The sequence below is a fragment of the Roseburia sp. AF42-8 genome (assembly GCF_003435965.1).
GTDB classification, from domain to species: domain Bacteria; phylum Bacillota; class Clostridia; order Lachnospirales; family Lachnospiraceae; genus Roseburia_C; species Roseburia_C amylophila.
The window spans coordinates 40,288-64,883 of the sequence record NZ_QTVB01000012.1 but is presented as its reverse complement, the minus strand read 5'-3'; the positions used below and the strand labels follow the sequence as shown (position 1 = coordinate 64,883).

General features: G+C 41.7%; 23 protein-coding genes and 1 other annotated feature. Of the genes, 17 read left to right on the top strand and 6 right to left on the bottom strand.

Translation table 11 applies throughout. From position 1 onward, the window contains the following. Window positions 1–267: 267 nt before the first annotated feature. The 4 genes from DW059_RS07105 to DW059_RS07090 all read left to right on the top strand — a co-directional run bounded on the left by DW059_RS07105 (window position 268) and on the right by DW059_RS07090 (window position 4,372). Window positions 268–1,068: a sigma-E processing peptidase SpoIIGA gene (locus tag DW059_RS07105; RefSeq protein WP_117698310.1), complete on the top strand. Its 801-nt coding sequence runs from the start codon at window positions 268–270 to the stop codon at window positions 1,066–1,068. A 36-nt stretch (window positions 1,069–1,104) separates the two neighbouring features. After that, window positions 1,105–1,845, top strand: coding sequence for an RNA polymerase sporulation sigma factor SigE (gene sigE / locus DW059_RS07100; RefSeq protein WP_022243362.1), 741 nt, complete (start codon window positions 1,105–1,107; stop codon window positions 1,843–1,845). Between the two features lie 92 nt (window positions 1,846–1,937). Continuing rightward, the gene (locus tag DW059_RS07095) at window positions 1,938–3,542 is read left to right on the top strand and encodes an MBL fold metallo-hydrolase RNA specificity domain-containing protein (RefSeq protein ID WP_117698309.1); all 1,605 of its coding nucleotides are present in this window, start codon (window positions 1,938–1,940) and stop codon (window positions 3,540–3,542) included. A 245-nt stretch (window positions 3,543–3,787) separates the two neighbouring features. Beyond that, on the top strand, window positions 3,788–4,372 hold the full coding sequence (locus tag DW059_RS07090) for a hypothetical protein (RefSeq protein ID WP_117698308.1): 585 nt from the start codon (window positions 3,788–3,790) through the stop codon (window positions 4,370–4,372). A 62-nt stretch (window positions 4,373–4,434) separates the two neighbouring features. On the opposite strand, the gene DW059_RS07085 is transcribed toward DW059_RS07090, so the two are convergent. After that, on the bottom strand, window positions 4,435–5,073 hold the full coding sequence (locus DW059_RS07085; RefSeq protein WP_117698307.1) for a lactate utilization protein: 639 nt from the start codon (window positions 5,071–5,073) through the stop codon (window positions 4,435–4,437). A 196-nt stretch (window positions 5,074–5,269) separates the two neighbouring features. On the opposite strand from DW059_RS07085, the gene DW059_RS07080 reads away from it, so the two are divergent. Then, the gene (locus tag DW059_RS07080; protein ID WP_117698306.1) at window positions 5,270–5,689 is read left to right on the top strand and encodes a PaaI family thioesterase; all 420 of its coding nucleotides are present in this window, start codon (window positions 5,270–5,272) and stop codon (window positions 5,687–5,689) included. Here the strand turns inward: DW059_RS07080 and DW059_RS07075 are convergent. The 4 genes from DW059_RS07075 to DW059_RS07060 all read right to left on the bottom strand — a co-directional run bounded on the left by DW059_RS07075 (window position 5,684) and on the right by DW059_RS07060 (window position 10,821). After that, window positions 5,684–8,293: an ABC transporter permease gene (locus tag DW059_RS07075; RefSeq protein ID WP_117698305.1), complete on the bottom strand. Its 2,610-nt coding sequence runs from the start codon at window positions 8,291–8,293 to the stop codon at window positions 5,684–5,686. The two genes, DW059_RS07080 and DW059_RS07075, sit on opposite strands and share 6 nt — an antisense overlap. Next, window positions 8,290–8,973 (bottom strand): ABC transporter ATP-binding protein, encoded by a 684-nt coding sequence (locus tag DW059_RS07070; RefSeq protein ID WP_117698304.1) that lies wholly within the window; start codon window positions 8,971–8,973, stop codon window positions 8,290–8,292. Before DW059_RS07070 ends, DW059_RS07075 begins: the two co-directional genes overlap by 4 nt. 87 nt (window positions 8,974–9,060) lie before the next feature. After that, the gene (locus DW059_RS07065; RefSeq protein ID WP_158552075.1) at window positions 9,061–10,065 is read right to left on the bottom strand and encodes a sensor histidine kinase; all 1,005 of its coding nucleotides are present in this window, start codon (window positions 10,063–10,065) and stop codon (window positions 9,061–9,063) included. A 78-nt stretch (window positions 10,066–10,143) separates the two neighbouring features. Next, the gene (locus tag DW059_RS07060) at window positions 10,144–10,821 is read right to left on the bottom strand and encodes a response regulator transcription factor (protein WP_117698302.1); all 678 of its coding nucleotides are present in this window, start codon (window positions 10,819–10,821) and stop codon (window positions 10,144–10,146) included. Between the two features lie 288 nt (window positions 10,822–11,109). Here DW059_RS07060 and DW059_RS07055 point away from each other — a divergent pair, with 288 nt between their 5' ends. The 12 genes from DW059_RS07055 (at window position 11,110) to DW059_RS07000 (ending at window position 23,355) form a co-directional block, all read left to right on the top strand. Beyond that, entirely contained in the window at window positions 11,110–11,415 is a 306-nt protein-coding gene (locus tag DW059_RS07055; protein ID WP_117698301.1) for a hypothetical protein, read from the top strand. 52 nt (window positions 11,416–11,467) lie between these two features. After that, window positions 11,468–13,195 (top strand): ABC transporter ATP-binding protein, encoded by a 1,728-nt coding sequence (locus DW059_RS07050; RefSeq protein ID WP_117698300.1) that lies wholly within the window; start codon window positions 11,468–11,470, stop codon window positions 13,193–13,195. A 143-nt stretch (window positions 13,196–13,338) separates the two neighbouring features. Next, window positions 13,339–14,484 carry a CobW family GTP-binding protein gene (locus DW059_RS07045; RefSeq protein ID WP_117698299.1) on the top strand — a complete coding sequence of 382 codons (1,146 nt, stop codon included), beginning with the start codon at window positions 13,339–13,341 and terminating at the stop codon, window positions 14,482–14,484. Window positions 14,485–14,511: 27 nt separating this feature from the next. Next, window positions 14,512–15,459: a TIGR03943 family putative permease subunit gene (locus DW059_RS07040; protein ID WP_117698298.1), complete on the top strand. Its 948-nt coding sequence runs from the start codon at window positions 14,512–14,514 to the stop codon at window positions 15,457–15,459. 47 nt (window positions 15,460–15,506) lie between these two features. Beyond that, window positions 15,507–15,746 (top strand) — a binding site (T-box leader). A gap of 95 nt (window positions 15,747–15,841) precedes the next feature. Beyond that, complete coding sequence (locus tag DW059_RS07035) at window positions 15,842–16,897, top strand: ABC transporter substrate-binding protein (RefSeq protein WP_117698297.1); 1,056 nt, start codon at window positions 15,842–15,844, stop codon at window positions 16,895–16,897. A 45-nt stretch (window positions 16,898–16,942) separates the two neighbouring features. Further along, window positions 16,943–17,908, top strand: coding sequence for an ABC transporter permease (locus DW059_RS07030; protein ID WP_022243349.1), 966 nt, complete (start codon window positions 16,943–16,945; stop codon window positions 17,906–17,908). Continuing rightward, a complete protein-coding gene (locus tag DW059_RS07025) occupies window positions 17,908–18,714 on the top strand; it encodes an ABC transporter ATP-binding protein (RefSeq protein ID WP_022243348.1) in 807 nt (268 codons plus the stop codon). Before DW059_RS07030 ends, DW059_RS07025 begins: the two co-directional genes overlap by 1 nt. A gap of 133 nt (window positions 18,715–18,847) precedes the next feature. After that, complete coding sequence (locus DW059_RS07020) at window positions 18,848–19,735, top strand: sulfide/dihydroorotate dehydrogenase-like FAD/NAD-binding protein (RefSeq protein ID WP_117698296.1); 888 nt, start codon at window positions 18,848–18,850, stop codon at window positions 19,733–19,735. Next, window positions 19,735–21,120, top strand: a complete 1,386-nt coding sequence (gene gltA / locus DW059_RS07015) for an NADPH-dependent glutamate synthase (RefSeq protein ID WP_022243346.1) — start codon at window positions 19,735–19,737, stop codon at window positions 21,118–21,120. The genes DW059_RS07020 and gltA overlap by 1 nt, the downstream gene beginning before the upstream one ends. A gap of 350 nt (window positions 21,121–21,470) precedes the next feature. After that, window positions 21,471–21,842 (top strand): GntR family transcriptional regulator, encoded by a 372-nt coding sequence (locus DW059_RS07010; protein WP_022243345.1) that lies wholly within the window; start codon window positions 21,471–21,473, stop codon window positions 21,840–21,842. Then, a complete protein-coding gene (locus DW059_RS07005) occupies window positions 21,839–22,537 on the top strand; it encodes an ABC transporter ATP-binding protein (RefSeq protein WP_022243344.1) in 699 nt (232 codons plus the stop codon). The genes DW059_RS07010 and DW059_RS07005 overlap by 4 nt, the downstream gene beginning before the upstream one ends. Further along, a complete protein-coding gene (locus DW059_RS07000; RefSeq protein ID WP_117698295.1) occupies window positions 22,531–23,355 on the top strand; it encodes a hypothetical protein in 825 nt (274 codons plus the stop codon). Before DW059_RS07005 ends, DW059_RS07000 begins: the two co-directional genes overlap by 7 nt. 140 nt (window positions 23,356–23,495) lie before the next feature. On the opposite strand, the gene DW059_RS06995 is transcribed toward DW059_RS07000, so the two are convergent. After that, window positions 23,496–24,587 carry a pyridoxal phosphate-dependent aminotransferase gene (locus DW059_RS06995; protein WP_117698294.1) on the bottom strand — a complete coding sequence of 364 codons (1,092 nt, stop codon included), beginning with the start codon at window positions 24,585–24,587 and terminating at the stop codon, window positions 23,496–23,498. Window positions 24,588–24,596 lie beyond the last annotated feature (9 nt).

Genomic DNA, 24,596 nt, shown 5'->3' with positions numbered 1-24,596 from the left:
AGTTCCTGTATGATACGACGCTTAGAACATTTGAAATGTACCAGATACTGGTGACAGCCATTGTTCTAAGCGTTTTTTGCGTTGTCAGGCATCCGTAAGAAGCTGCCGGTGGCAGCTTCTGTAGGTAAGATTTGCAGAGTGCATTACGTTTCTTTTGCAACTTCCCTGCCGGGCAGTCGGATTCTGTCAATGAAATGAAAGAATGGCGGCATCTGTTTTGACAAAATATGCAGAGGAAAGTTTGTATAATGCAGGAAAGGAAGGGAGGTGGCATGTATTTATGAGATATATTTAGATGTTCTTTTTGTCAATAATTTCCTGATGGATATGCTGAATCTGTTCCTGACAGGCATTTTTTTGCGGAATCTCATACATAAGGGCAGGATACTGCTTGCTGCCTTATTTGGAAGTGGTATGGGAGTCATTTGTTTTCTGATGCTTTCATCCTATAGATTGTATCGGCTGATTATGTATGTACCGGTTCCGCTTGGCATGGTTATGATTGCATTTTTTACGAGGAAACATACGACACAAAGAGTCGCTTTTCTGATAAAAAACTGGCTTGGCTGTTTTTTGTTTTCGATTCTGACAGGAGGCTGCATGCAGTGGCTCAATAAGAGCCTTTTTTATGGGCAGCATTTTTATCTGGCAATGGTGCTGACGGCGGGAATTGCTGTGTCAGCATCCATAATATGGCGCAGCAGAAAGGAGAGAAGCCGGCATCTTTATCAGGTGCGTCTTTGCTATCATGAACATGAATTGCTGTTAGAAGCCTATTATGATACCGGAAATCTGCTGATCGACCCCTATGTGGGAAAACCGGTCAGTATCATAGATAAAGAGCTTCTGATGCCGATTTTCCGGGAAGATGAGCCGGTAGTACGACTGTTGCCATTTAGCAGTATGGGAGAGAAAAACGGCTTGGTAGAAGCACTTACCGTAGAAGAACTTTATATTAAAGAAGGAAAAAAAGAGCGGCAGATTTTACAGGCGGTGATTGCACTTGGAAGTCCATCGTTGTTTCAAAAGAAGGAATATCAGATGATTTTAAATTGCCATCTGCTATAGGATGGAATGTGAATAAGAGAGGAAAGAGGAGTTGTAATGTATTTAAAAGTAGATATACCGGAGCATTTTCAGTTTCGCATTGTGCGTAGTTTAAAAGATATGCTGCTTCGTAAGGAGACGGAAATTCACTATATCGGAGGGGCAGAGGTGCTGCCGCCACCGCTTCCGGCGAAAGAGGAAATGGAATGTATCGGACAATTGGTGAAAGAGCAGAGTGAGACTGCAAGAAAGAAATTAATCGAGCATAATCTGAGACTTGTAGTATACATAGCGAAGAAATTTGACAATACGGGAGTAGGAGTGGAGGATTTGATTTCTATTGGAACCATCGGATTAATCAAGGCAATTAATACTTTTAATCCGGAAAAAAATATCAAGCTTGCAACCTATGCCTCCCGATGTATTGAAAATGAAATTCTGATGTATCTGCGTAGAAATAATAAGACGAAATTAGAGGTATCCATTGATGAGCCGTTAAATGTGGACTGGGACGGAAATGAATTATTACTTTCGGATATTTTAGGAACAGATGAAGATGTCATTTACCGGGATATTGAGACTGAGGTTGAAAAGAAGCTTTTGAATAAAGCAATTGAGCATTTAAGCGGCAGGGAGCGGACGATTATTGAACTGCGGTTTGGCATCAATTCGAAAAATGATAATGAACTGACCCAGAAAGAGGTGGCGGATTTATTAGGAATTTCCCAGTCCTATATTTCCAGGCTGGAGAAAAAGATTATGAAACGATTGAAGAAAGAAATTGTGCGATTTGAATAAAAAACGAATAAAATGTATACATTTTTTGTCCAATATGATAAAATGATACTATCATAAGTTCGACAATAAAGAGATGGCGAGGAGATGGTATTATGTTATTGGAGTTTTTAGGGGCTGCACATGAAGTAACTGGAAGTTGTCATTTTCTGCAATGTCAGGATAAGCGGATACTGGTGGATTGTGGTATGGAGCAGGGACCGGATTTATATGTGAATCAGGAGATTCCGGTGAATGCATCTAATATTGATTATGTGTTTGTAACACATGCCCATATCGACCATTCAGGCTTACTTCCATTGCTGTATAGTCATGGATTCCGGGGACAGATATTTGCGACAACAGCAACCAGCGAACTTTGTAATATCATGTTAAAGGACAGTGCACACATCCAGATGTTTGAAGCAGAGTGGAGAAACCGTAAGGCCAGGAGAGCCGGATTACCGGAAGTAGTGCCTCTTTACGATATGGATGATGCACAGGGGGTTTTAGAGCATTTTGTACCATGTGATTACAATAAAATCATTGAAATCTGTGATGGAGTAAAAATCCGGTTTGTAGATGCAGGACATCTTCTTGGTTCATCCAGCATTGAGGTATGGCTGACGGAAGAAGATAAGACTGTGAAAATTGTATTTTCCGGAGATATCGGTCATGGCAATAAGCCATTGATTAAAAATCCGCAGTTTATCGATGAAGCAGATTATGTATTGATTGAATCAACTTATGGTGACCGGATACATGCAGATCCGCCGGATTATGCACCGGAACTTGCGGCAGTAATTAAGCGGACATTTGCAAGAGGTGGTAATCTTGTCATTCCGGCATTTTCTGTAGGCCGTACACAGGAAATGCTATATCATCTGCGACGGATTAAGACAGAACATCTGCTGCCGGAGTTTGAAGATTTTGAGGCTTATATCGACAGCCCGCTGGCTGTGGAGGCAACGAATATTTTCCATAAGAGTGTAGAAGACTGCTTCTCTGATGAGGCAAAGAAATTAGTGGAGCAGGGTATTAATCCGATTGGATTCCCGGGACTGAAAACGTCTGTTACCAGTGATGAATCCAAAATGATTAACTTCAGCAAGAAACCATTGGTTATCATTTCTGCTTCCGGTATGTGTGAGGCTGGCCGTATCCGCCATCATTTAAAACATAATTTGTGGAGACCGGAAAGCACGATTCTGTTTGTAGGATATCAGGTACCTGGAACCTTGGGTCATGCACTTTTGAATGGAGCCAAAGAAGTAAAACTTTTCGGTGAAAATATTCAGGTACATGCAGAAATTTTAAATCTTCCTGGTATCAGTGGCCATGCAGACCGTGATATGCTGACAAAATGGGCATCTGCATTTAAAAATCCACCAAAGCGTGTCTTTGTGGTACATGGTGAGGATAAGGTCTGTGATGAATTTGCAGAGCATCTGCATACGGAATTAGGCTATCAGGCGGTTGCACCATATAGTGGTGATACCTATGACTTATTAGAAAATGTCTGTGTTCATGAAGGAACCCGTGAACTGGTTGAAAAGAAGAAAGACAAACCGGCAAAGGCATCCTCTAATGTGTTTGCAAGACTGCTGGCGGCGGGTCAGAGGCTGCTTAGTGTCATTCAGAAGAATGAAGGTATCCCAAATAAAGATCTTGCGAAATTTGCTGACCAGATTAATTCTCTGGCAGATAAGTGGGACAGATAGGAAGTTGAAAAGGAACTTGGAAATAAAGAAATAGAAAAGTATCATGAAAAGTAACCAGAAAAGACATTCGTATCCGGGAAAATGCCGGTGCGGATGTCTTTTTTTACTCGAGAAACTCGCAAAGCGTGTTTCTCGCTACTTGCTGTCAAGCATTTACAAATGACTATGGAAAAAGAAGAAATATTCCGATATATAAGTGTAAGATAAAATGCAAGGAACAGATTACGAAATCAGGAGGAGATGCGATGGCAGTCAGACTGAATTTATTTTCCAATACGGAGCAGGATACAAAGAAGGTATCTACGGTGGAGGAATTGCCGCAGTATATGCTGAAATGCATTTATGATAATAATGTGGCAGAAGAAAGTGAAGAAGCAAAACAGGAAAAAATGGCGAAAATCAAACGGAAATTAGAGGCTGGAAAGAAGCTGACCAAAGAAGAACTTTCATGGCTTCAAAGAAATGACCCCATTGCATATGCCCATGCGATACGGATTCAGATGATTGCAGAGGAAGTGGAGAACGAGCTGAAAACTGCAAAGAGCAAAGAAGAAGCAAACCGTATTGTATCCACCGCTGTTTCCGGTATATCGGACAATGATCCGGATAAGGAATATATTGTAGCAGCAGTAAACAGGGTGTCAGATGAATTCCATAAATCCGGTGCCTATAGCAGACTGCCGGGAACTCAGGAAAGTGCAGAAAAGAGAAAGCAGAAAAAGGAAAATGGGATTTCTTTCAAGAGAGAGGATGAAAAGGAAGAACTGATGAACTGGAGTCCGTTGCAGGAAGTCATTGAGAAACTACCGACATTTACAGCCGGAGCATAGGATAAAATAAAAATCCGCATATCAGAGTATATCTGGTATGCGGATTTTTTTATGAAATCGTATTAATATCCTAATTCCTCTCCGATGAGAATTACTTTGATTCTTCCCGGAATACCACTTCTTCTGGTGATAACAACCTGATTACAGATACACTCCGGTGAGAGGCAGTCGGCACATGTTCCGGTGAGTGCACATGGCGTTTTCTTGCTAAGGCGGATGCAGTTGGCAGGAGTAGCAGTATTATGTACCCGGTCAAGAGCGTCGTCAACTGTTTTTACAACCTTATTCATACCGGCCATAACGATGACTTCCTTCGGGCCATAGATGAGTGCTGCAACCCGGTTGCCATTTCCGTCAATATTGACAAGCTGTCCGTCAGAAGTGATTGCATTGGAACTCATAAAATAATAATCTGCATTCAGACACTGATGATAAATTGCAGTTGTTTCTTCCGGTGTGGCAGCTTTGCTTCTGTCATAAAGAGTGATGTCAGTCTTATTTTGCAGAGCAGCCATCATACCACTTTCGGTTAAAGTCATGGAACCGCCAAAACCAACGGTTGCCTGTGTCGGCAGCATGGAAGTGGCAAGTGCAACGGCTTCTTCTTTGGTGGCACAGTAATATGCGTCAATCTGTCTTTTCTTGAATTTTTCAATCATGGACGTAGCGAGTGTTTCATAAAATTGTTTCTTTGGATCCATAAAGATACCTCCTTGATGCGTAAGTGTATGGTGAGAAAAATTCTTAATATACACCATACAAAATATATTACATCATAGGATGGGGATTTGGCAATCCGAAAAGTCAGATAGATTGTTTCATTGACAAAAAACATAAATGAGCACAAAATGGGTACAAATAAAGGATAAAAGATACATGTAAGAAAAGAGGAACCAAATGCAAAATAAAATTACAATAGAAGAATGCCAGAAATTATTAGAGCAGAATCCCTTTGGAAGTCTGCTGCAGATGAAGATAACAGAGGCAGAACTTGGAAGGGTAAAGGCAGAACTGCCATTCAAAAAAGAGTTTACAAATATCTATGGAGATTTGCACGGCGGAGTACTGTATTCGGCAGTGGATACCATATGCGGAATTGCGGCAGGAACCTATGGATATTATGTGACTACTGTGGACGGACAGATCCGCTATTTAAAAGCGGCGCGTGCAACAGAATATGTTACATGCACCGCCAAAGTGGTAAAACCCGGAAGGAACCTCACAGTAGTAGCATTTGAAATTACAGATGCCAATGGAATGCTTTTAAATACCGGTGATTTTACCTTTTATAATCTGAAAGAAAAAGAGATTTTATAAATTTTCATTTTTTAATGCATCCATGATATTTTCAGAAGAAAGCTTACGCATGGAATAAATCATGGTTGCAGCAACGACGACAAACACACTGCCAATGGCAATGACAAAGCTATACCATGGAATAAAGAATCCAAAGTCGATTCCATCACTGACTGCCCGATAAATAAGCCAGGTGATTCCAATAGAAGCCGGAAGTCCGTAAAGGAGTCCCTTGCAGCCATAGAGCAGACATTCAAACTGCATCATTTTTCGGAAGCCCTTCGGAGAAAGACCGATGGACTTTAACATGGCAAATTCACGTTTTCGTAAAATAATATTGGTAGAAATCGTGTTAAATACATTGGCTGCCGCTATCAGGGAAATTAGTGTAATAAATCCATAGGAAAAAATATTGATAACGGTAATCATGGCACGCTCATTTTCAATGGAATCCATATAATCATAGATATCAGCAGAAATATTTTCGTTGTCAAAGAGTGTATTTAAGTCGGTCTGTACCTGTTTGTGATTATCTGTTTTTATATAGTATGAATTTCCCAGTGAACTATCCGGGTTCTGGCTGAGTGCCTGCCAGAGAGCATCCTTACAGGAATATGGAAAAATAAATTTCGCATTATCGGAAGGAGCACTGACACCGAAAGGAATGGTATCACTGAAAGCACCAGCGGTGACGGTGCAGGTATTTTTCACATCTTCGTCTAAAGCGGATAATACAATATCCTGCGAAGAAGGATTGGCGAAAATATTAATGTCATAGTATTTGTCATTGAATACATGAAGCCGGTCAATCAATACACCCGTTGGATGAACAGAATTCTGATAATCGGAAGGATTTTCCCCGATTTCTTTTAAATAATCTTCAAATAAATGATCCTCCACGAAATAAATCAAAGTGGTAAGCTCACAGGAGTCATCTGCCGGGAGTGTATTGCTGTAATAAGCCTGTTCATAATCAGAATAGAAACTTTCAAATTCTTTCGAACAGTCTTCTTTGGCTACCGTAAAGCAGGCAGCGAAGCTGGCACCGTAAGAAGCCTTATCTACACCATCTAAAGCGCGGATTTTTGTTAAAAGCGTATCCGGGTCATAGTTATTTTCGGAATATATCGTGCAGGAAAGTTCATAGCCGTTTCCGTTATAAATGCTGCCGGCGGAACGTGTCAGATAAGCACAAAAGCTGCTGGCAGAAATAAACAGTACAATACTTAAGAAAAGAGAGATAACAGTAGCACGGTATTTGCTGCGGCTTCGTTTATAGTTTTTGGCAGCAAGCATTCCTTCAAAGCCAAATAATTTTTCTGTAAGTGGAAATGTATGCACTTTTTTGGAACGGATGTTAATATCACTGGTCTGTCGGATGGCTTCTAAGGCAGATAACTTCATGGATTTCCGTGCCGGCAGGTAAGCAGAAATCAATACCGTAATAAAAGCGAGGGTGACGGCAATCACAATTCCGGCAACGGATGGCTGCAGGGTCAGGTGCAGTGTGGTGTCACTTCGGTACAGTATGGCAAGAGTATCACCAGTGAAATAGAAGGTAATGCCAATCCCAACTAAACCGAAGAAGATTCCAAGCGGAATACCGATAAGACACAGGAAAGCCGCTTCAAACAGGATGCTGTGAATCATCTGGTGTCTGGTTGCACCAAGGGATGAAAGCAGACCAAATTGTCTGGTTCTTTCGCTGATAGAAATGGAAAATGCATTATAAATCAGTGAGATAGACCCAAGTACGATAATTGCAATCAAAATAACCGCAAGACTGGTGACGGTGCGGTTTAAGGAATCCTCCATGGATGCTCCGTCAAGCCGCAGTAAATCATAGTTCATGGTATAAGAATATGGTGCATTCTGCTCTAAAAAACTGGATACATCCTTGCTGTTATGAAGACAGAAGTAAATATCCTGATAGGATGTCCGGGCAGAAGAGAGAGTCAGTGCTGTATAACCCGGAGCCTGAAAGCTTTCAAAGGAAGGTCTGCTGTAAAAACCTACTACCTGATAGGTTTTTGACTCCGTATTTGTAATGGATTCTAATGGAATCACTTTTCCGTCTTTGGATTTTTCTGACTTATTACCAAGCAGTGAAGTGTTATTATCTAAAATAGAACCATCTTCATCCACACGTTCCCCAACATCCAGGGTAATTTCATCGTTTAAGCTATAAGCAATGCCACCGTCATAGGTAAGGTGCTCAGGAAGCAGAAGCTCAGAATCGTTTTCCGGCATCCGTCCTTTCGTGATGTGTACCGGAAGAAGAGTAGTAACATCATCCGTTACACCACAGATATAAAGGTATGGTTTGTATTGGTTAGCAGAATCGGTAAGATTGGCATATCCAATATATTTTAAAGAAACAGAAGAGTCGATTTCATCATGGGAGAGAAAATCTTTTGACTCTGATTGGGTGACACGAAAAGCGGCACCCTGCCAGCTTCCTTCGGTATCAATGGTATATTCCTTCATAAATGCATGAAGAGAGCTGATGCTGCTGGTAACTGCGGTAAACATGGCAGTAGAAAGAATAATTCCGATAATCGTGACGATGGTACGGGTTTTATTCTTCTTTAAGTTGGTGAGTGTGATTTTGTGGAAGATATTCATGCACGAATCACCTCATCCCGTGTAATTTTGCCGTCTTCAATGGCAATGATGCGGTCTGCCTGAAGGGCAATGTTTTCATCATGGGTAATGACAATTAAGGTCTGGTTAAATTTCTGGTTGGAATATTTTAAGAGTTCCACAATTTCCTGGCTGTTTTTGGAATCTAAGTTTCCGGTAGGCTCATCGGCTAAAACCACAGCAGGAGCGTTCATTAAAGCACGGCCGATGGAGACACGCTGCTGCTGACCACCGGAAAGCTGGTTTGGAAGATGATTTTCCCGCCCTTTTAAAGAGAGAATTTCCAGCAGCTCATTTAAATGCTCTTTGTTGACCGGGCGTCCATCCATGCGGACAGGAAGTGTCATATTTTCAATGACATTCAGTACCGGAATCAGATTATAGAACTGATAAATCAGCCCGACCTGCCGTCTGCGGAAGATGGCAAGCTGTTCCTCCTTTTGCGCGTAGACATCGGTGCCCTCCATATAGACTTTGCCGGAGGTTGGTGTATCGACACCGCCTAAAATGTGAAGCAGTGTGGATTTGCCGGAACCGGATGGCCCGATGATAGCGAGAAATTCGCCTTTGTTGACAGAAAAAGAAACGTGGTCTAGGGCAACCACCTGATTTTCTCCTGTTCCATAGATTTTGGTAAGATTTTCAGCTCGTAAGATTTCCATAAGTAACTCCTTTCCATTTGATGCGATTCTAATGAGAAGTATAAGCATCCCGGATGACAGGAGCATGACTTTTCAGTGACAGTTCTGTCACTTTTTATAGAATTTCAGGATAAAACGTGCACCGCCTTCTTTACGGTTTTCTGCTTTTAAGGTTCCGTTTTCTTTGGAAACAATCATACGGGAGAGGGAAAGACCGATGCCAATGCTCTGGCCGGTGGCATTTTTTCCTTTGTAAAAGCGTTCAAAAAGATGCGGAATATCTTCTGGCAGAAAACCACTTCCATTATCTTCAATCACGATAGAAACATAGATTGGATTGTCGGTAACCGTAACATCAATCCTGCCACCGGAAGGCGTGTGCTCCATGCAGTTCTTTAAGATATTTCCAAGGGCTTCAGCCGTCCATCGTAAATCCGTAGAAAAAGAAAAATCCTTCGGCTCTATGGTTTCATGATACTGGATGTCGCGAAGCTCTAGTGGAATGAGCAAAGGTGCAGCCGCAGCGGAGAGCAGTTCTTTGACAGAGGTTTTGGTCTGGTGAAAAGTAATGGTTCCTGCGTCCATGGAAGATAATTTCAGCAAAGTTTCAATGAGCCAGTCCATCCGGTCAATTAGCATGGATAATTCCCGCAGGGATTCCCTTCGCTTCTCATCGGAAAGAGCAGGCTCTTTTAAGAGAGTCAGCAAAAGGCGGATGGAAGTAAGGGGAGAGCGGAGCTGATGGGAAATATCAGCCATGGCATCCGCAAGATATTTTTTATCGTTTTCAAGAGCCTGATTCTGTTCCGCAAGGCGTCTGGTCAGCTTGGCAAGCTCATTTTGTAAAATTGCAAGTTCTCCTTCCATATAGTCGCTGAAATCACCACTGCTGTTACTGTGCAGCATCGCATCTAACTGCTGACTTAAGGATTCCACCTTCCGGTAACGCTTTTTGGTGAAAATCATAAAAATAAGAATGAAAATAAGTGATGCAAAAAGGATGATTACACCACAGATGGTATCAAAATAAAATCCGATGCCTGCAAAGATAAAGCATACAAGCAGTTGCAGAAACAGGCATTTTTTGATTTCGGGATTGCGTAAAAATTTCATAAAGACTCCTTTGGGAAAATACATTTTCTTCGGTTATTATGGTACTCAAATTTATAACTGGCGTTTTCTGCAGTTCAATTAGTCACCAAGCTTATAGCCCAGTCCGCGGATGGTTTTGATATATTCCGGGTGTGCCGGGTCGGCTTCGATTTTTTCCCGGAGCCTTTTGATGTAGACGGTAAGGGTATTATCATTTACAAATTCCCCTGCCATATCCCAAAGTTCATCTAAGAGCCGGCTTCGTGTAAGGACGATGCCCTGGTTGGAAAGAAAGAGTAGGAGCAGCCGGTATTCCAAAGCAGAAAGCGTCAGTTCCACATTATTCTTATAGACCAGTCCACGTACGGTATCAGCTTTCAGTTCATGATATTCCAACGGCTGGCTGCCACGGTGATAGCGGCGGAGAACACTGTTCATTCTGGAAATCAGTTCTCTCGGCCGGAAGGGCTTGGAAATATAATCGTCGGCACCAAGGTCAAGTCCGGCAACCACACTGTATTCATCATCCGATGCTGTCAGAAAAATGACAGGAATATCAGAGTTTGCCTTGATGGCACTGCACAAAGAAAAGCCGCTTCCATCCGGCAGGGAGACATCAAGCAGCGCTAAGTCAAAGTGATACTGCCCGGAATCTAATAAATCGATGGTTTCCTTTTGGTTATTTGCAGAAGTAACCTGAAAACCCTCCTGATTCAGGAAAGTGCGTAAACTGGAAACAATACTTGTATCATCATCTACAAGAAGTACATGTGTCATGTTTTCTTCTCCTTACAATTAATTTATAGAAGGCACGGATTGACAACGGGAGCACTTGCTAAAATAATTCTGTTATCCAAAGGATATTTGTTTTGGATATAAAATACCGTAGTTCTAAGCTGCATATTTTGCTTTTGCCTGTAAAAACCGTCTTTCCAATGTTTGACAGTCTATCTGTACCGTCCGTCGAAGTGCGGATGCCTAAGAAGGGCTGTTAGGGGCACTTGGAATTTCGTCCGGCAACAGGCAACGCTGGCACATGGACGTGCCAGCGAGGTGCATATGAACATGGATGTGAATTTGCACCGGTTGCCGGACAAAATGTTTTGCCTGTCGAAATTCCTAGTGCCCCTTGCAGGTCTTATACCGCATCCGCACCCGGCGGACAGTGCAGATATCCAGTCAAAGCAAGCGGAAAGACAGTTTATCATCAAGCAAAACATGCAGCTAAGAACAACTGGCATTTTCCATCCCATAAACAAATATCCTTCGGATAACCGAAATTATTTTATGCAGGCAGCTTTTTCAATCCGCCACGTTTATAAAAGTCATTGTAGCATAAAGAAACTTGCATTTGCAAAAGAAACAGTATAAGATGGACAGTTGTGATGAAAAATAAGCTGGTAAAGGCAAGAGGGATAGACAGATGAAACAGAATTTAAAGAAAATGATTTCTTATTATAAACCATATCTTGGCGTATTTTTTACCGATATGTTTTTTGCATTGTTAGCAGCGGTGGCAGCACTGGTGATTCCGCTGATTGTGCGTTATATTACATCAACAGTGGTTTATCTGCCGGAGCAGGATGCAGTAAAGACAATCGGAAAGCTTGCTTTGTTTATGGTGGCGTTGGTAGCCATTCAGTGTTACAGTAATTATTATATTTCTAATAATGGTCATGTAATGGGTGCAAAAATAGAATATGATATGCGGGCAGAAATATTTGCACATTATCAGAAACTGTCCTTTGCATTCTATGATAATCAGAAAGTAGGACAACTGATGGCGAGAATTACCACGGATCTTTTTGATATCAGTGAACTGCTGCACCATGGACCGGAAAATATCGTGATTTCCCTGATTAAGATAATTGGTGCATTTGCTATTATGATGGGAATCAGTCCGAAGCTTACAGTGGCGGCATTTGCACTGGTACCGTTTATGATAGCGTATGCATATTTCTTTAATAAGCGTATGAAAAAGGCGTTCCGGCAGAACCGTATTAAGATAGCGGATATCAACAGCCAGATTGAGGACAACCTTTCCGGTATCCGCGTAGTAAAATCCTTTGCTAATGAAGAAGTCGAGCAGGAAAAATTCAGCCGCGGAAACAAAGGTTTCTTAGATGCCAAGAAGAACAGTTATCTCTTTATGGGCGGCTATCAGGCGGGACTGACTGCATTTACCACGTTGATTACCGTAGTAGTGGTGATTGCCGGAGCACTGTGGATTCCGGGCGGCAGTGTGAGCATTACGGATTTGATTACGTTTCTTTTATACATCAATGTATTTACCGAGCCGGTTAAGACACTGATTGATTTTACCGAGCAGTTCCAGAATGGATATTCCGGTTTTGAACGGTTTATGGAGATTCTTTCCATTGAACCGGATATTTCGGATGAGGAAAATGCCATTGTCATGGAAAATGTGCGGGGAGAGGTAGAATTTCAGGATGTTTCCTTCCGGTATGAAGAACATTTAAGCCGCGTTTTAAGGCATATAAATCTGAAAGTTCCGGCTGGAAGCTATGTGGCACTGGTGGGAACTTCAGGTGCCGGAAAGACAACCCTTTGCAGCCTGATACCAAGATTTTATGATGTGTCAGAAGGCAGAATTTTAATTGATGGCTGTGATATCCGCCACTATAAATTAAAAAGTTTAAGAGACCACATTGGCATTGTCCAGCAGGATGTTTATTTGTTTGCCGGAACCATTTTTGAAAATATTGCTTATGGCAAACCGGATGCGACAAGGCAAGAAGTCATTGAGGCAGCAAAGAATGCCAATGCCCATGAATTTATTTTATCACTGCCGGATGGTTATGATACAGATATCGGACAGCGGGGTGTAAAACTTTCCGGCGGTCAGAAACAGCGGCTCTCCATTGCCCGGGTATTTTTAAAGAATCCACCGATTCTTATTTTTGATGAAGCAACATCGGCACTGGATAATGAAAGTGAAAAAGTGGTACAGGAATCGCTTGAGAAACTGGCGAAGAACCGGACAACATTTGTAATTGCCCACAGGCTTTCTACGATAGAAAATGCAGGGCGTATTCTGGTGCTGACTGAGCAGGGAATCGAAGAAGAGGGCACCCATGAGGAGCTGCTTGCACGGAATGGAATTTATGCAGGGCTTTATCATACCCATTGATATTGAGAAAAGCTATTTATAAAATTTGTATGAAGTTCACGCGGTTTGCTTGAGAAATTTTACTTTTTCTGCTATATTGCAATAGGTAGACAAATCAATTCAGTGTGAAATACACTTTAATTATTAGAAAGAAGGATGTTAAAATGACAAAAATTGATATTATTTCAGGCTTCTTAGGAGCTGGAAAGACCACATTTATCAAGAAAATGATAGAAGAGGCTTTTGTTGGTGAGAAGCTGGTACTGATTGAAAATGAATTTGGTGAAGTTGGTATCGACGGCGGATTCTTAAAGGATTCCGGCATTGAGATTACCGAGATGAACTCAGGATGTATCTGCTGTTCCCTGGTAGGAGACTTTGGAAAGAACTTAAATGAAGTAATTACTAAATTCCATCCGGACCGTATTTTAATCGAGCCGTCAGGAGTTGGTAAACTTTCTGACGTAATGAAATCTGTTATTGATGTGGAAAAAGAGCAGGATGTGAAATTAAATGCACTGGTTACAGTTGTAAATGCAAAGAAAGCATCCAAACAGATGAAAGCCTTTGGCGAATTCTTCAATAATCAGATTGAATTTGCAACAACAATTGTATTAAGCAGAACCCAGAATACAACACCGGAACAGTTGGAACTTTGTGTAAAACAGATGCAGGAACTCAACAGCAAGGCTGCTATCATTACAACACCTTGGGATGCAATTAAGGGTGAGCAGATTCTCAAAGTTATGGAAGGACAGGATTCTCTTGAGATGAAACTTCTTGCAGAGGCACATCATAAAGCAGAAGAGGAAGAACATGAGCATGAGCACCATCATGACCATGACCACGAAGACCATGACCACGAACACGACCACGAAGAGCATGAGCACCATCATGACCATGACCACGAGGAGCATGAACACCATCACGATCACGACCATGAGGAGCATGAACATCATCATGAGCATGGCGAGAACTGCACCTGCGGATGCCATGACCATGACCACGAACATCATCATCACCATCATGCAGATGAGGTATTTACAAGCTGGGGCAAAGAGACTCCGCATAAATTTACCCGTGAGAAGATTGAAGAGGTATTAAAGACCTTATCCGAGAGCGAAGAGTATGGCATGATTCTCCGTGCAAAAGGAATGGTAGAGGATGTCAATGGTTCCTGGATTTACTTTGATATGGTTCCGGGCGAGTATGAATTAAGAGATGGAGAGCCGGATTACACCGGAAGACTCTGTGTCATTGGTTCTAAGATTGATGAACACAAGATTGAAGAATTATTCGGCATTGCATAATGCCCGTCAGACAGGAAAGGGGAAACCATGCAGGAGATTCCAGTATATTTATTTACCGGATTTATGGACAGCGGTAAGACCACATTAATCAAAGAAACACTCTTTGAAAATGATTTCGGCGGGGACAACCGTACGGTAATTATTGTCTGTGAAGATGGTGATGAAGAATATGATGAAGCAAAATTAAATACTATTAATGCGAAGGTTGCAATGATTGAGGAGCAGGAAGATTTTACAACAGAGACATTGCAGAAGATTCAGGAGACATACAAACCGGAGCAGATTTTTATTGAGTATAACGGTACCTGGGATATCGCCACATTGCTTGAGACAAAGATGCCGGATGGCTGGGTAATTGTCCAGTCCCTGGCGACTGTAGATGCCACTACATTTGAAATGTATCTTGCCAATATGCGTGCCATGATTATGGAGCAGTTGTTTAAGGCAGATGTAGTAATCTTTAACCGTTGTGATGACAATACACCAAAGGGCAAGTTCCGCCGTGCCGTAAAAGCACAGAACCGTCCGGCACAGATTGTATACGAGCGTGCCGATGGAACGATTGATGAGAGTGCCGATGAAGAACTGCCATTTGACATCAATGCAGATGTCATTGATATTACGGATGCAGATTATGCAATCTGGTATATGGATGCACAGGATAATCCGAAGAAATACGATGGCAAGAAAATCAAATTCCTTGCACTGGTATATAATCCGGAAAAGATGAGCAGGAAGGGCATGTTCGTGCCGGGACGTTTTGCCATGACCTGTTGTGTAGAGGATGTACAGTTCTTAGGATTTAAATGCAAATATCCGAAGTCGGAAGAAATCGGTCACAAATCATGGATAAATATTACCGCAGAAGTTCATGTGGAATTTGCCAAGGAATACAGAGGAAAAGGACCTGTCCTTTATCCGGTATTCATCGAGCCGGCAGAGAAGCCGGAAGATGAACTGGTATATTTCTCATAAAAAAGTGTTGACAATGTGAAAGAAAAGTATTATTCTAACTTCAATAAGAGAAACCGTTGAGAAAGAGTAGTAAGCTTGATTGGAAATCAAAGAGAGCTGCAGGTGGTGGAATTGCAGTATGGAAGATTTTGCTGAATGGACTTTCGAGGGTGGCCTGAATTAACAGTAGGCGTCACCGGGAACCGAACCCGTTACCAATCCGGCATGTATGATTCGTACATGAATGAGTGGACAATTCGTCAATATGAGTGGTACCGCGATAATAAGATTTTATTACCGTCTCAAGCATAAGCTTGAGGCGGTTTTTTACTGTTGGAAAATAGTAAAAGCGCTTTCTCTTATGAACAACAATAAATCATATAAGAAAGAAGAGGTAGTAATTATGAAGAAGAAAATGATGGCAGCAGTATTAACAATGGCTATGGCAGTAGCAGCAATGGCAGGATGCGGAAGCAACAGTGCATCCAATGATGCAGCAACAACAGAGAAGGCTGCAGCAGATGGTAAAGTTTATAAAGTAGGTATCGTACAGTATGTAGATGATGCTTCTTTAAATCAGATTGAGAAAGCAGTAGAAGCAGAGCTGGATGCAAAAGCAAAAGAGCTCGGTGTTACTTTTGATTATAAAGATTATACTTACAATGGTCAGGCAGATTCTTCTACCTTAAACCAGATTGCAACAGACCTGGTTGCAGAAGATGTAGATGTGATTATTCCAATCGCAACACCAACCGCAATGATTATGCAGGCAGCAACAGAAGAAAATCAGATTCCGGTTGTATTCTCTGCAGTCAGTGATCCGGTTACCGCAGGACTTGTTGAAAGTATGGATAAACCTGGTTCCAATATCACCGGAACATCGGATGCATTAAATACAGAAGCAGTAATGGACTTAATGTTTGCAGCAAATAAAGACATTAAAAAAGTAGGTCTTTTATATAATAAGAGTCAGGATTCTTCCACTGTTCCAATTCAGGACGCAAAAGATTATCTTGATAAAAAAGGCGTTGAATATGTAGAAAAAACAGGAACAACCAATGATGAAATTTCTCTTGCAGCAGATGCATTAGTTGCAGCCGGTGTAGATGCCGTATTTACACCAACCGATAACACCGTAATGACAGCAGAACTTGCAATTTATGAGAAATTTGCAGAAGCAGGCATTCCGCATTATGCAGGAGCTGACTCCTTCGCATTAAACGGAGCTTTCTGTGGATTCGGTGTAAACTATGTTGATCTTGGTACTGCAACAGCAGATATTGTAGTAGATATTTTAGTAAATGGGAAAGATCCTGCAACAACAGCAGTACAGACCATGAGCAACGGAATCGCAACTGTAAATACAGATGTGGCAAGCCAGCTTGGAATTGATTACAGCGTATTTGACGGTATGTGTGAAAAAGTAGTAGAGATTCAGACCGCAGAAGAGTTTGAATAAAAAGATAAAACGATAGTATGATAAGATAGTCAGGGGGATTAAAGAATGGGCTCCATATTTACAATATCCATTTTACAAAGTGCATTAGAGCTAGGGTGTATATACGCCCTGGTTGCACTGGCATTGTTTGTTTCATTTTCCATATTAAATATTGCAGATTTGTCAACCGATGGCTGCTTTACCTTAGGCTGTGCCGTATGTGCCATGGTAACGATACAGGGTCATCCGATTCTGGCACTGGCAGCAGCAATGTTAGCCGGTGTATGTTCCGGATTTATCACAGCATTTCTGCAGACAAAGCTTGGAATTGAATCAATTCTGGCAGGAATCATTGTAAATACGGGACTCTATACCATTAATATTGCAGTCATGGGATTTGCTTCCCAGGTGAACCTGTTTAACTGCAATACCATATTTACCATGGCAAAAAATGCCATTGGTGGTGGCTGGTATAAACTGATTGTGGCAGCATTAATCGTACTGGTAATCGGCGTGATTTTATCCGCATTTTTAAATACCAGATTAGGTCTTTCCATCCGGGCAACCGGTGATAATGCTGACATGGTAAAAGCCTCCAGCATTAATCCATCCTTTACGATTACCGTAGGTCTTTGTGTAGCCAATGCAATGACTGCATTATCCGGCGGTGTACTGGCACAGTACCAGAAATCCTGCGATATCAACCTTGGAACCGGTATGGTAACCATCGCACTTGCCAGCCTGATTATCGGAGAATCCATTATCGGAAAAGGCTCCATGTTCCGCAGAGTATTAGGCGTTGTATTAGGAAGCTGTCTCTATCGTTTCTTAGTAGCCGTTGCATTAAGACTGAATGTTCCGGCAGAGGCATTGAAACTGGTTTCAGCAATTATCGTAGCAATTGCAATTGCATTCCCGTTCTTAAAGAAGAAGGTAGCGTTTGTCAGACAGAAGAGCGCAGCACAGAAGAAATTAAAAGACAATATGCGTCTGGCAGAAGCAAATACAAAGGAAATGGGAGGTGACCGATAATGTTAGAAATGAAGCATGTATCTAAGACATTTAATCCGGGAACCGTAAATGAAAAGAAAGCATTGTGTGATTTGAACCTGGTTCTTGAAGATGGAGATTTTGCAACAATCGTAGGAAGTAATGGGGCAGGAAAATCAACTACATTTAATGCGATTACAGGTGCGTTCTATGTAGACGAAGGACAGATTATTCTCGATGGAGAGGATATTACATATAAGAAAGAATTTTTGCGCAGTAAAGTCATTGGTCATCTGTTTCAGGACCCATTAAAGGGAACAGCTCCACATATGACCATTGAAGAAAATATGGCACTGGCATATCTTCGTGCATCCGGAAAAGAAAATGCATTTTTCAGCAGAATCCGTAAATCCGATAAAGAAAAATTCAGAGAACTGTTATCCCAGCTTGATATGGGTCTGGAAGACAGAATGAAGCAGCCGGTGGGATTGTTATCCGGCGGTCAGAGGCAGGCACTTACCCTTCTGATGGCAACGATGGTGACCCCGAAGATTCTTCTTTTGGATGAGCATACGGCAGCACTTGACCCTGCAACCGCAGAGAAAGTATTGGAACTGACGAAAAAAATTATTGCAGAGCATCATATTACCTGTCTTATGGTAACCCATAATATGCATCAGGCACTAGAGCTTGGCAACCGGATTCTGATGATGGATTCCGGAAATATTGTCCTTGATTTAAAGGATGAAGAGAAGAAGAAAATGACGGTAGACAGCCTTTTGGAGCAGTTCCGCATCCAGGCAGGAAAGCGTCTTGATAATGACAGAATATTGATGTCTGCACAGTAAAAATTGAAATTGGTAAATTTTTTTTAAGAAACAAGTGTCGGAAAATGTTGATTTTCTGACACTTTTCCTATATGATTAAATCTAGTGGTCTGGAATTCCACGAGTTGATGTAAACAAAGTATGGAGGTATAGTATGTATCCTATTATAAAAAAGGAAAAGCTGGCAGATAAGATTTATCTTATGGATGTCAAAGCAGAGCGTGTTGCAAAGTCTGCAAAGCCAGGACAATTTGTAATCGTGAAAATCGATGAAGAAGGTGAGCGTATTCCGCTTACTATCTGTGATTATGATGAAAAAGCAGGAACTGTAACAATTGTATTCCAGACAGTTGGAGCTTCCACAGAGCGTATGGCATATTTAGAGGAAGGAGATGCATTCCAGGATTTCGTTGGACCACTGGGCTGCCCATCCGACCTTATTGAGGAAGATATAGAAGATTTAAAGAAAAAGAAGATCGTATTTATTGCAGGTGGTGTTGGAACTGCACCTGTATATCCGCAGGTAAAATGGCTGCATGAGCATGGTGTGGACTGTGACGTTATTATGGGTTCTAAGACAAAAGACCTTTTGATTCTGGTAGAAGAAATGCGTAAGGTTGCAACCAATCTTTATGTAACAACCGATGATGGTACTTATGGCTTCCATGGAATGGGAACCAACCAGTTACAGGAATTATGGGATAAAGGTGTCCGTTACGACCATTGTGTTGCTATCGGACCAATGATTATGATGAAATTTGTTTGTAAACTGACCAAGGAGCTTGGCATTCCAACTATTGTATCCATGAATCCGATTATGGTAGATGGAACCGGAATGTGTGGAGCATGTCGTCTTATGGTTGGCGGCGAAGTAAAATTCGCATGCGTGGATGGACCGGAATTTGACGGACATCAGGTAGATTTCGACCAGGCAATGAAGAGACAGCTTCAGTATAAGACAGAAGAAGGCCGTGCAATGTTAAAATTGCAGGAAGGCAATACCCATCATGGCGGATGCGGTCAGTGCGGAGGTGACAAATAATGGAAGGATTAACAAGAGTACCTGTACGTGAACAGGAGCCAGAGGTACGTGCAGCAAACTTTGAAGAAGTTTGTCTTGGCTATAATGAAGAAGAAGCAGTAGCGGAAGCAAAACGCTGCTTAAACTGTAAAAATGCACAGTGTATGAAAGGATGTCCGGTTTCCATTAATATTCCGGCATTTATTGCACAGGTGAAAGAAGGCAACTTCGAAGAAGCTTATCATATTATCAGTGAATCATCTGCACTTCCTGCTGTATGTGGCCGTGTATGCCCACAGGAGAGTCAGTGTGAAGGAAAATGTATCCGTGGTATCAAGGGTGAGCCGGTTGCAATCGGTAAATTAGAGCGTTTCGTAGCTGACTGGGCAAGAGAGCATGGAATCAAGCCTAAGAAAGCAGAAAAATTAAATGGACATAAAGTAGCAGTTATCGGTTCCGGCCCTGCAGGTCTTACCTGTGCCGGTGATTTGGCAAAGCTTGGCTATGATGTTACTATTTTTGAAGCTTTACATGAAGCCGGTGGAGTATTAATTTACGGTATTCCGGAATTCCGTCTTCCAAAGTCAAAAGTAGTTGCAGCAGAAGTAGAAAATGTAAAAGCTTTAGGCGTTAAGATTGAGACCAACGTTGTCATTGGTAAAGCAGTTACCATTGATGAATTAATGGAAAAAGAAGGATTCGAAGCTGTATTTATCGGTTCCGGTGCAGGACTTCCAAGATTTATGGGAATCCCTGGCGAGCAGGCAATGGGAGTATTCTCTGCAAACGAATTCTTAACCAGAAATAACCTGATGAAAGCATTCCGTGATGACTATGATACGCCAATCAAAGCCGGTAAAAAAGTTGTTGTAGTTGGTGGTGGTAACGTTGCAATGGATGCAGCCCGTACTGCAAAACGTCTCGGCGCAGAGGTACATATCGTATACCGTCGTGGCGAGGAAGAGCTTCCGGCAAGAAAAGAAGAAGTACATCATGCAAAAGAAGAAGGCATTATCTTTGACCTTCTGCAGAATCCTACTGAAATTTTAGTAGACGAAGACGGCTGGGTAAAAGGCTGTCGTGTCATTAAGATGGAATTAGGTGAGCCGGACGCATCCGGAAGAAGAAGCCCGGTAGAGATTCCAGGTTCTGAATACGAAATCGAGGCAGATACCGTAATCATGTCTCTTGGTACCTCTCCAAACCCATTGATTTCATCCACTACCAAGGGTCTGGACATCAACCGCAGAAAATGTATCATTGCAGAAGAAGAGACCGGAGCAACCTCCAAAGATGGCGTATACGCCGGTGGAGATGCAGTAACCGGAGCAGCAACCGTTATCCTTGCCATGGGTGCAGGAAAAACTGCAGCAAAGGGAATTGATGAATTCTTACGCAATAAATAAAGCATAATAATATAGCTTAAGGGACGCAGGATTTTTCTGCGTCCCTTTTTACTTTACAGGAAATTGCTTTCCTGTAAAGTAAAAAACGCTCCGCGAGGATGCGCACTGCGGCGTATAAGGTAGATGTCGCAAGCGACCGCCGCAGGCGCGAGAATGTGCCAAGGCACATTCTTTGTTTTAAGCAGGTTACTAAGTGACCACCTTATTGGTTACTGGTGTCCACCTGGTGACCACTATTTCTGACATGAGGAATAAATTAAGGATTGGTAATGAAAATCCTCTTGACAAATCCGTCGTAAGAATATATTGTATTACTTATATAGTACAAAAATACGGAAAGGGGTGATTGCATGGCATGGGAATTGGATTCGGATCGTCCTATTTTTATTCAGATTGTGGAGCGGATTCAGATGGAAATAATATCCGGTAAATACAGTCCGGGAGATAAGTTACCTTCTGTCAGGGATCTGGCGGCGGTAGCTGCAGTAAATCCGAATACGATGCAGAAAGCACTGACAGAGTTAGAGCGGACAGGACTTGTGTATTCCCAGCGTACAAGCGGGAGATTTATAACGGAGGATGCAAAAATGATTGAGGAGTTAAAGAATAATCTGGCACAGGAACAGATTAAGGAATTTTTGGAAAATATGAGCAAGCTTGGTTATAAGAAATCAGAAACATTATCTTTGATTCAGGAGATTTTGGAGGGAGAGCAGGCATGAGTACATTATTGGAAGTAAAAGATGTATGCAAGCGATATGGAAAGAAAACTGCGCTTGACCATCTGAATCTGACCTTAGAGAGCGGACATATTGTTGGCCTCTTAGGACCGAACGGAAGTGGAAAGACAACACTGATTAAGCTGATTAACGGAATCCTTACTCCGGATGAGGGCGAGATTTTGGTGGAAGGAATGAAGATTGGCGTAGAGACAAAGAAGGTGGTTTCTTATCTGCCAGATCATACGTATCTTAACATGGGGATGCGGGTACGTGATATTTTAGATTATTTTGAAGATTTTTATCAGGATTTTGATGTGGTAAGAGCTTATGATATGCTGGCAAAATTATCCATTAATCCCAATGATAAATTAAAATCCATGTCCAAGGGAACTAAAGAAAAGGTGCAGCTTATTTTAGTAATGAGCCGTCGTGCGGACTTATATGTTCTGGATGAGCCGATTGCAGGAGTAGACCCGGCGGCAAGAGATTATATATTGCGGACGATTCTTACCAACTATGATGAGAATGCAACGATTCTGATTTCAACCCATCTGATTGCAGATGTTGAGAATGTATTAGATGAGGTAGTCTTTATTCAGAATGGAACAATCAGCCTGACTTCATCAGTAGATGATATTAGAATTAATCAGGGTAAATCGGTGGATGCTTTGTTCCGGGAGGTGTTTAGATGTTAGGAAAAGTAATGAAACATGAAATGAAAGCAACCTGGAAAGTATTATTTCCACTGGCAATGGTTTTGGTCGGCGTTACGTTAATTGGCATGCTGATGATGAATATGCAGGTTTTCGAAACAGATATGGGAGCCTTAGTTGGGCTGGCAATGCTTCTTTTGTATATCATTGGGCTGATTGCATTGAGCGTTACGGCATTTATTTTTCTGCTGGTTCGATTTTACCACAGCATGTATGGTGCAGAAGGTTATTTGTCACATACTCTTCCGGTAACCACTTTTTCCTTGATTAACGGAAAGCTTTTGGTGGCGGTATTTTGGGATGCAATTACGACAATACTTGTTTATGTTTCGGCATTTTCATTAATAGTGACAGCAGGATTGAATCTGGGTAATGAAGGGGAAAGAATTAAACTGGGAGAATTGCTGCAGCAGCTGGGAGATATGATAGGAATTCCGATTCCGGCACTCTTTGGCTGGGCAATATTATATAGTGTGATTTCTGCGTTTTCCGCTATGCTTATGGTATATGCCAGCATGGCAATCGGTCAGTTGTTCCGCCACAAAGTTGCAATGTCGATTGTGATGTATGGTGTGCTTTATGCGATTCTTCAGATTATATATTTTGTGATATCCATTAATTCAGCAAATGGATTTGTTGAGAAACAGGCTGCAATGGGAGATGACAGCTTCTTTACCCTGGCCATTGCAAATATGTATGGAAATATATTTTCAAAGAGCATGATACTTTCCATCGGGGTATCAATTGTATGCTATATCATAACAGCAGTGATTACCCATAAGAAATTAAATCTGGAATAAATTAGAAAACTATTTGTATATAAGAAAAGGCGGGACCAATCAAAAATAGACTGGTTTCGCCTTTTTACGTCGCCATGAATTCCATAGAAACTGCCAGTGGCAGTTTCGGCTGGCATAGATTAGCGGAGAAAAATAAGAAATTACTTCGAAAGAAGACAGTCAATCAGCTTATCATTCATCTCCGGCATCATAAAGCAGAAGCGGATGTATTTGTTATCTAAGAAAGGAAAAGTAGAGCAGTCGCGAATCATCATATTCTTCCGGATTGCTTTATCAAATAAATCTGCAGAAGTAACGTCCTCTTTTAAGATTTTAAGGAGCATGAAGTTGCCGGATGGCTTGTATGGTTTGAAATCCGGGTGATTTTTAAAGATTTCATAAATCCGGGCACGCTCTGAAGAAATAAGAGATTTTGTCTGCTGGATGTATTCTTCATCGGTAAACATCAATTCTCCGGCAATTACGGCAAGAGAGTTAATGGTCCATGGATTTTTTCTGGTATTGATGGATTTGATTAAATCCTGATTGCCGCTGATAGCGTAGCCAAGGCGGAGCCCCGGAGCAGCAAAGAATTTGGATGTTCCACGCAGGATAATAATATTGTTATAGTAGTGGGTCAGTGGAACTGCGGTAATTTCATCCATGTTATCGGCAAATTCCACATAAGTCTCATCCACCATGACAAAGATATCATATTGCTTGCAGATATCTAAAATCCGGCGCATATCCGTCCGGTTGATGCAGGATGAGGTAGGGTTATTGGGATTGCAGAGTACTAAAAGGTCGATGCTTTCATTTAAGTGAGCGGTAAAATCATCCACATCAAGGACGAAATCGTCCTTTTCACGGAGTGGATAGTAGAGTGTAGTACCACCGCCTAAGGAAATTTCGCGCTCATATTCCGAATAAGTCGGACCGAGAATCATGGCTTTTTTCGGATGCTCAATCTGAATAAAAAGAGAGATTAATTCCGTGGAACCATTTCCTACAATGACCTGGCTGGCATCGGTGCCGGTATAGGCAGCAATACATTCTCTTAAAGAAGTATATTCCCGGTCCGGGTAGGATGTAATGGCATCAATATGGGAAGCCAAAGTACTTCGCAGCAGCGGAGATACGCCTAAGGGATTGACATTGGCGGAAAAGCTTGTAATATCCTCTTTTTTGATACCGTAAACGGCTTCTATTTTCTCTAAATCACTTCCGTGAAAATGTTCTTTTGGTGTTATCATGAAAAAGAC

What these genes read in the sequence shown, in the direction of transcription:
- sigE (WP_022243362.1), top strand. Translation starts at nt 1,105, where the DNA reads ATGTATTTAAAAGTAGATATACCGGAGCATTTTCAGTTTCGCATTGTG.
- DW059_RS07090 (WP_117698308.1), top strand. Translation starts at nt 3,788, where the DNA reads ATGGCAGTCAGACTGAATTTATTTTCCAATACGGAGCAGGATACAAAG.
- DW059_RS07055 (WP_117698301.1), top strand. Translation starts at nt 11,110, where the DNA reads ATGGATGTGAATTTGCACCGGTTGCCGGACAAAATGTTTTGCCTGTCG.
- DW059_RS07045 (WP_117698299.1), top strand. Translation starts at nt 13,339, where the DNA reads ATGACAAAAATTGATATTATTTCAGGCTTCTTAGGAGCTGGAAAGACC.
- DW059_RS07050 (WP_117698300.1), top strand. Translation starts at nt 11,468, where the DNA reads ATGAAACAGAATTTAAAGAAAATGATTTCTTATTATAAACCATATCTT.
- DW059_RS07030 (WP_022243349.1), top strand. Translation starts at nt 16,943, where the DNA reads ATGGGCTCCATATTTACAATATCCATTTTACAAAGTGCATTAGAGCTA.
- DW059_RS07085 (WP_117698307.1), bottom strand. Translation starts at nt 5,073, where the DNA reads ATGGATCCAAAGAAACAATTTTATGAAACACTCGCTACGTCCATGATT.
- DW059_RS07020 (WP_117698296.1), top strand. Translation starts at nt 18,848, where the DNA reads ATGTATCCTATTATAAAAAAGGAAAAGCTGGCAGATAAGATTTATCTT.
- gltA (WP_022243346.1), top strand. Translation starts at nt 19,735, where the DNA reads ATGGAAGGATTAACAAGAGTACCTGTACGTGAACAGGAGCCAGAGGTA.
- DW059_RS07065 (WP_158552075.1), bottom strand. Translation starts at nt 10,065, where the DNA reads ATGAAATTTTTACGCAATCCCGAAATCAAAAAATGCCTGTTTCTGCAA.
- DW059_RS07080 (WP_117698306.1), top strand. Translation starts at nt 5,270, where the DNA reads ATGCAAAATAAAATTACAATAGAAGAATGCCAGAAATTATTAGAGCAG.
- DW059_RS07070 (WP_117698304.1), bottom strand. Translation starts at nt 8,973, where the DNA reads ATGGAAATCTTACGAGCTGAAAATCTTACCAAAATCTATGGAACAGGA.
- DW059_RS07035 (WP_117698297.1), top strand. Translation starts at nt 15,842, where the DNA reads ATGAAGAAGAAAATGATGGCAGCAGTATTAACAATGGCTATGGCAGTA.
- DW059_RS07025 (WP_022243348.1), top strand. Translation starts at nt 17,908, where the DNA reads ATGTTAGAAATGAAGCATGTATCTAAGACATTTAATCCGGGAACCGTA.
- DW059_RS07040 (WP_117698298.1), top strand. Translation starts at nt 14,512, where the DNA reads ATGCAGGAGATTCCAGTATATTTATTTACCGGATTTATGGACAGCGGT.
- DW059_RS07095 (WP_117698309.1), top strand. Translation starts at nt 1,938, where the DNA reads ATGTTATTGGAGTTTTTAGGGGCTGCACATGAAGTAACTGGAAGTTGT.
- DW059_RS07000 (WP_117698295.1), top strand. Translation starts at nt 22,531, where the DNA reads ATGTTAGGAAAAGTAATGAAACATGAAATGAAAGCAACCTGGAAAGTA.
- DW059_RS07010 (WP_022243345.1), top strand. Translation starts at nt 21,471, where the DNA reads ATGGCATGGGAATTGGATTCGGATCGTCCTATTTTTATTCAGATTGTG.
- DW059_RS06995 (WP_117698294.1), bottom strand. Translation starts at nt 24,587, where the DNA reads ATGATAACACCAAAAGAACATTTTCACGGAAGTGATTTAGAGAAAATA.
- DW059_RS07075 (WP_117698305.1), bottom strand. Translation starts at nt 8,293, where the DNA reads ATGAATATCTTCCACAAAATCACACTCACCAACTTAAAGAAGAATAAA.
- DW059_RS07005 (WP_022243344.1), top strand. Translation starts at nt 21,839, where the DNA reads ATGAGTACATTATTGGAAGTAAAAGATGTATGCAAGCGATATGGAAAG.
- DW059_RS07060 (WP_117698302.1), bottom strand. Translation starts at nt 10,821, where the DNA reads ATGACACATGTACTTCTTGTAGATGATGATACAAGTATTGTTTCCAGT.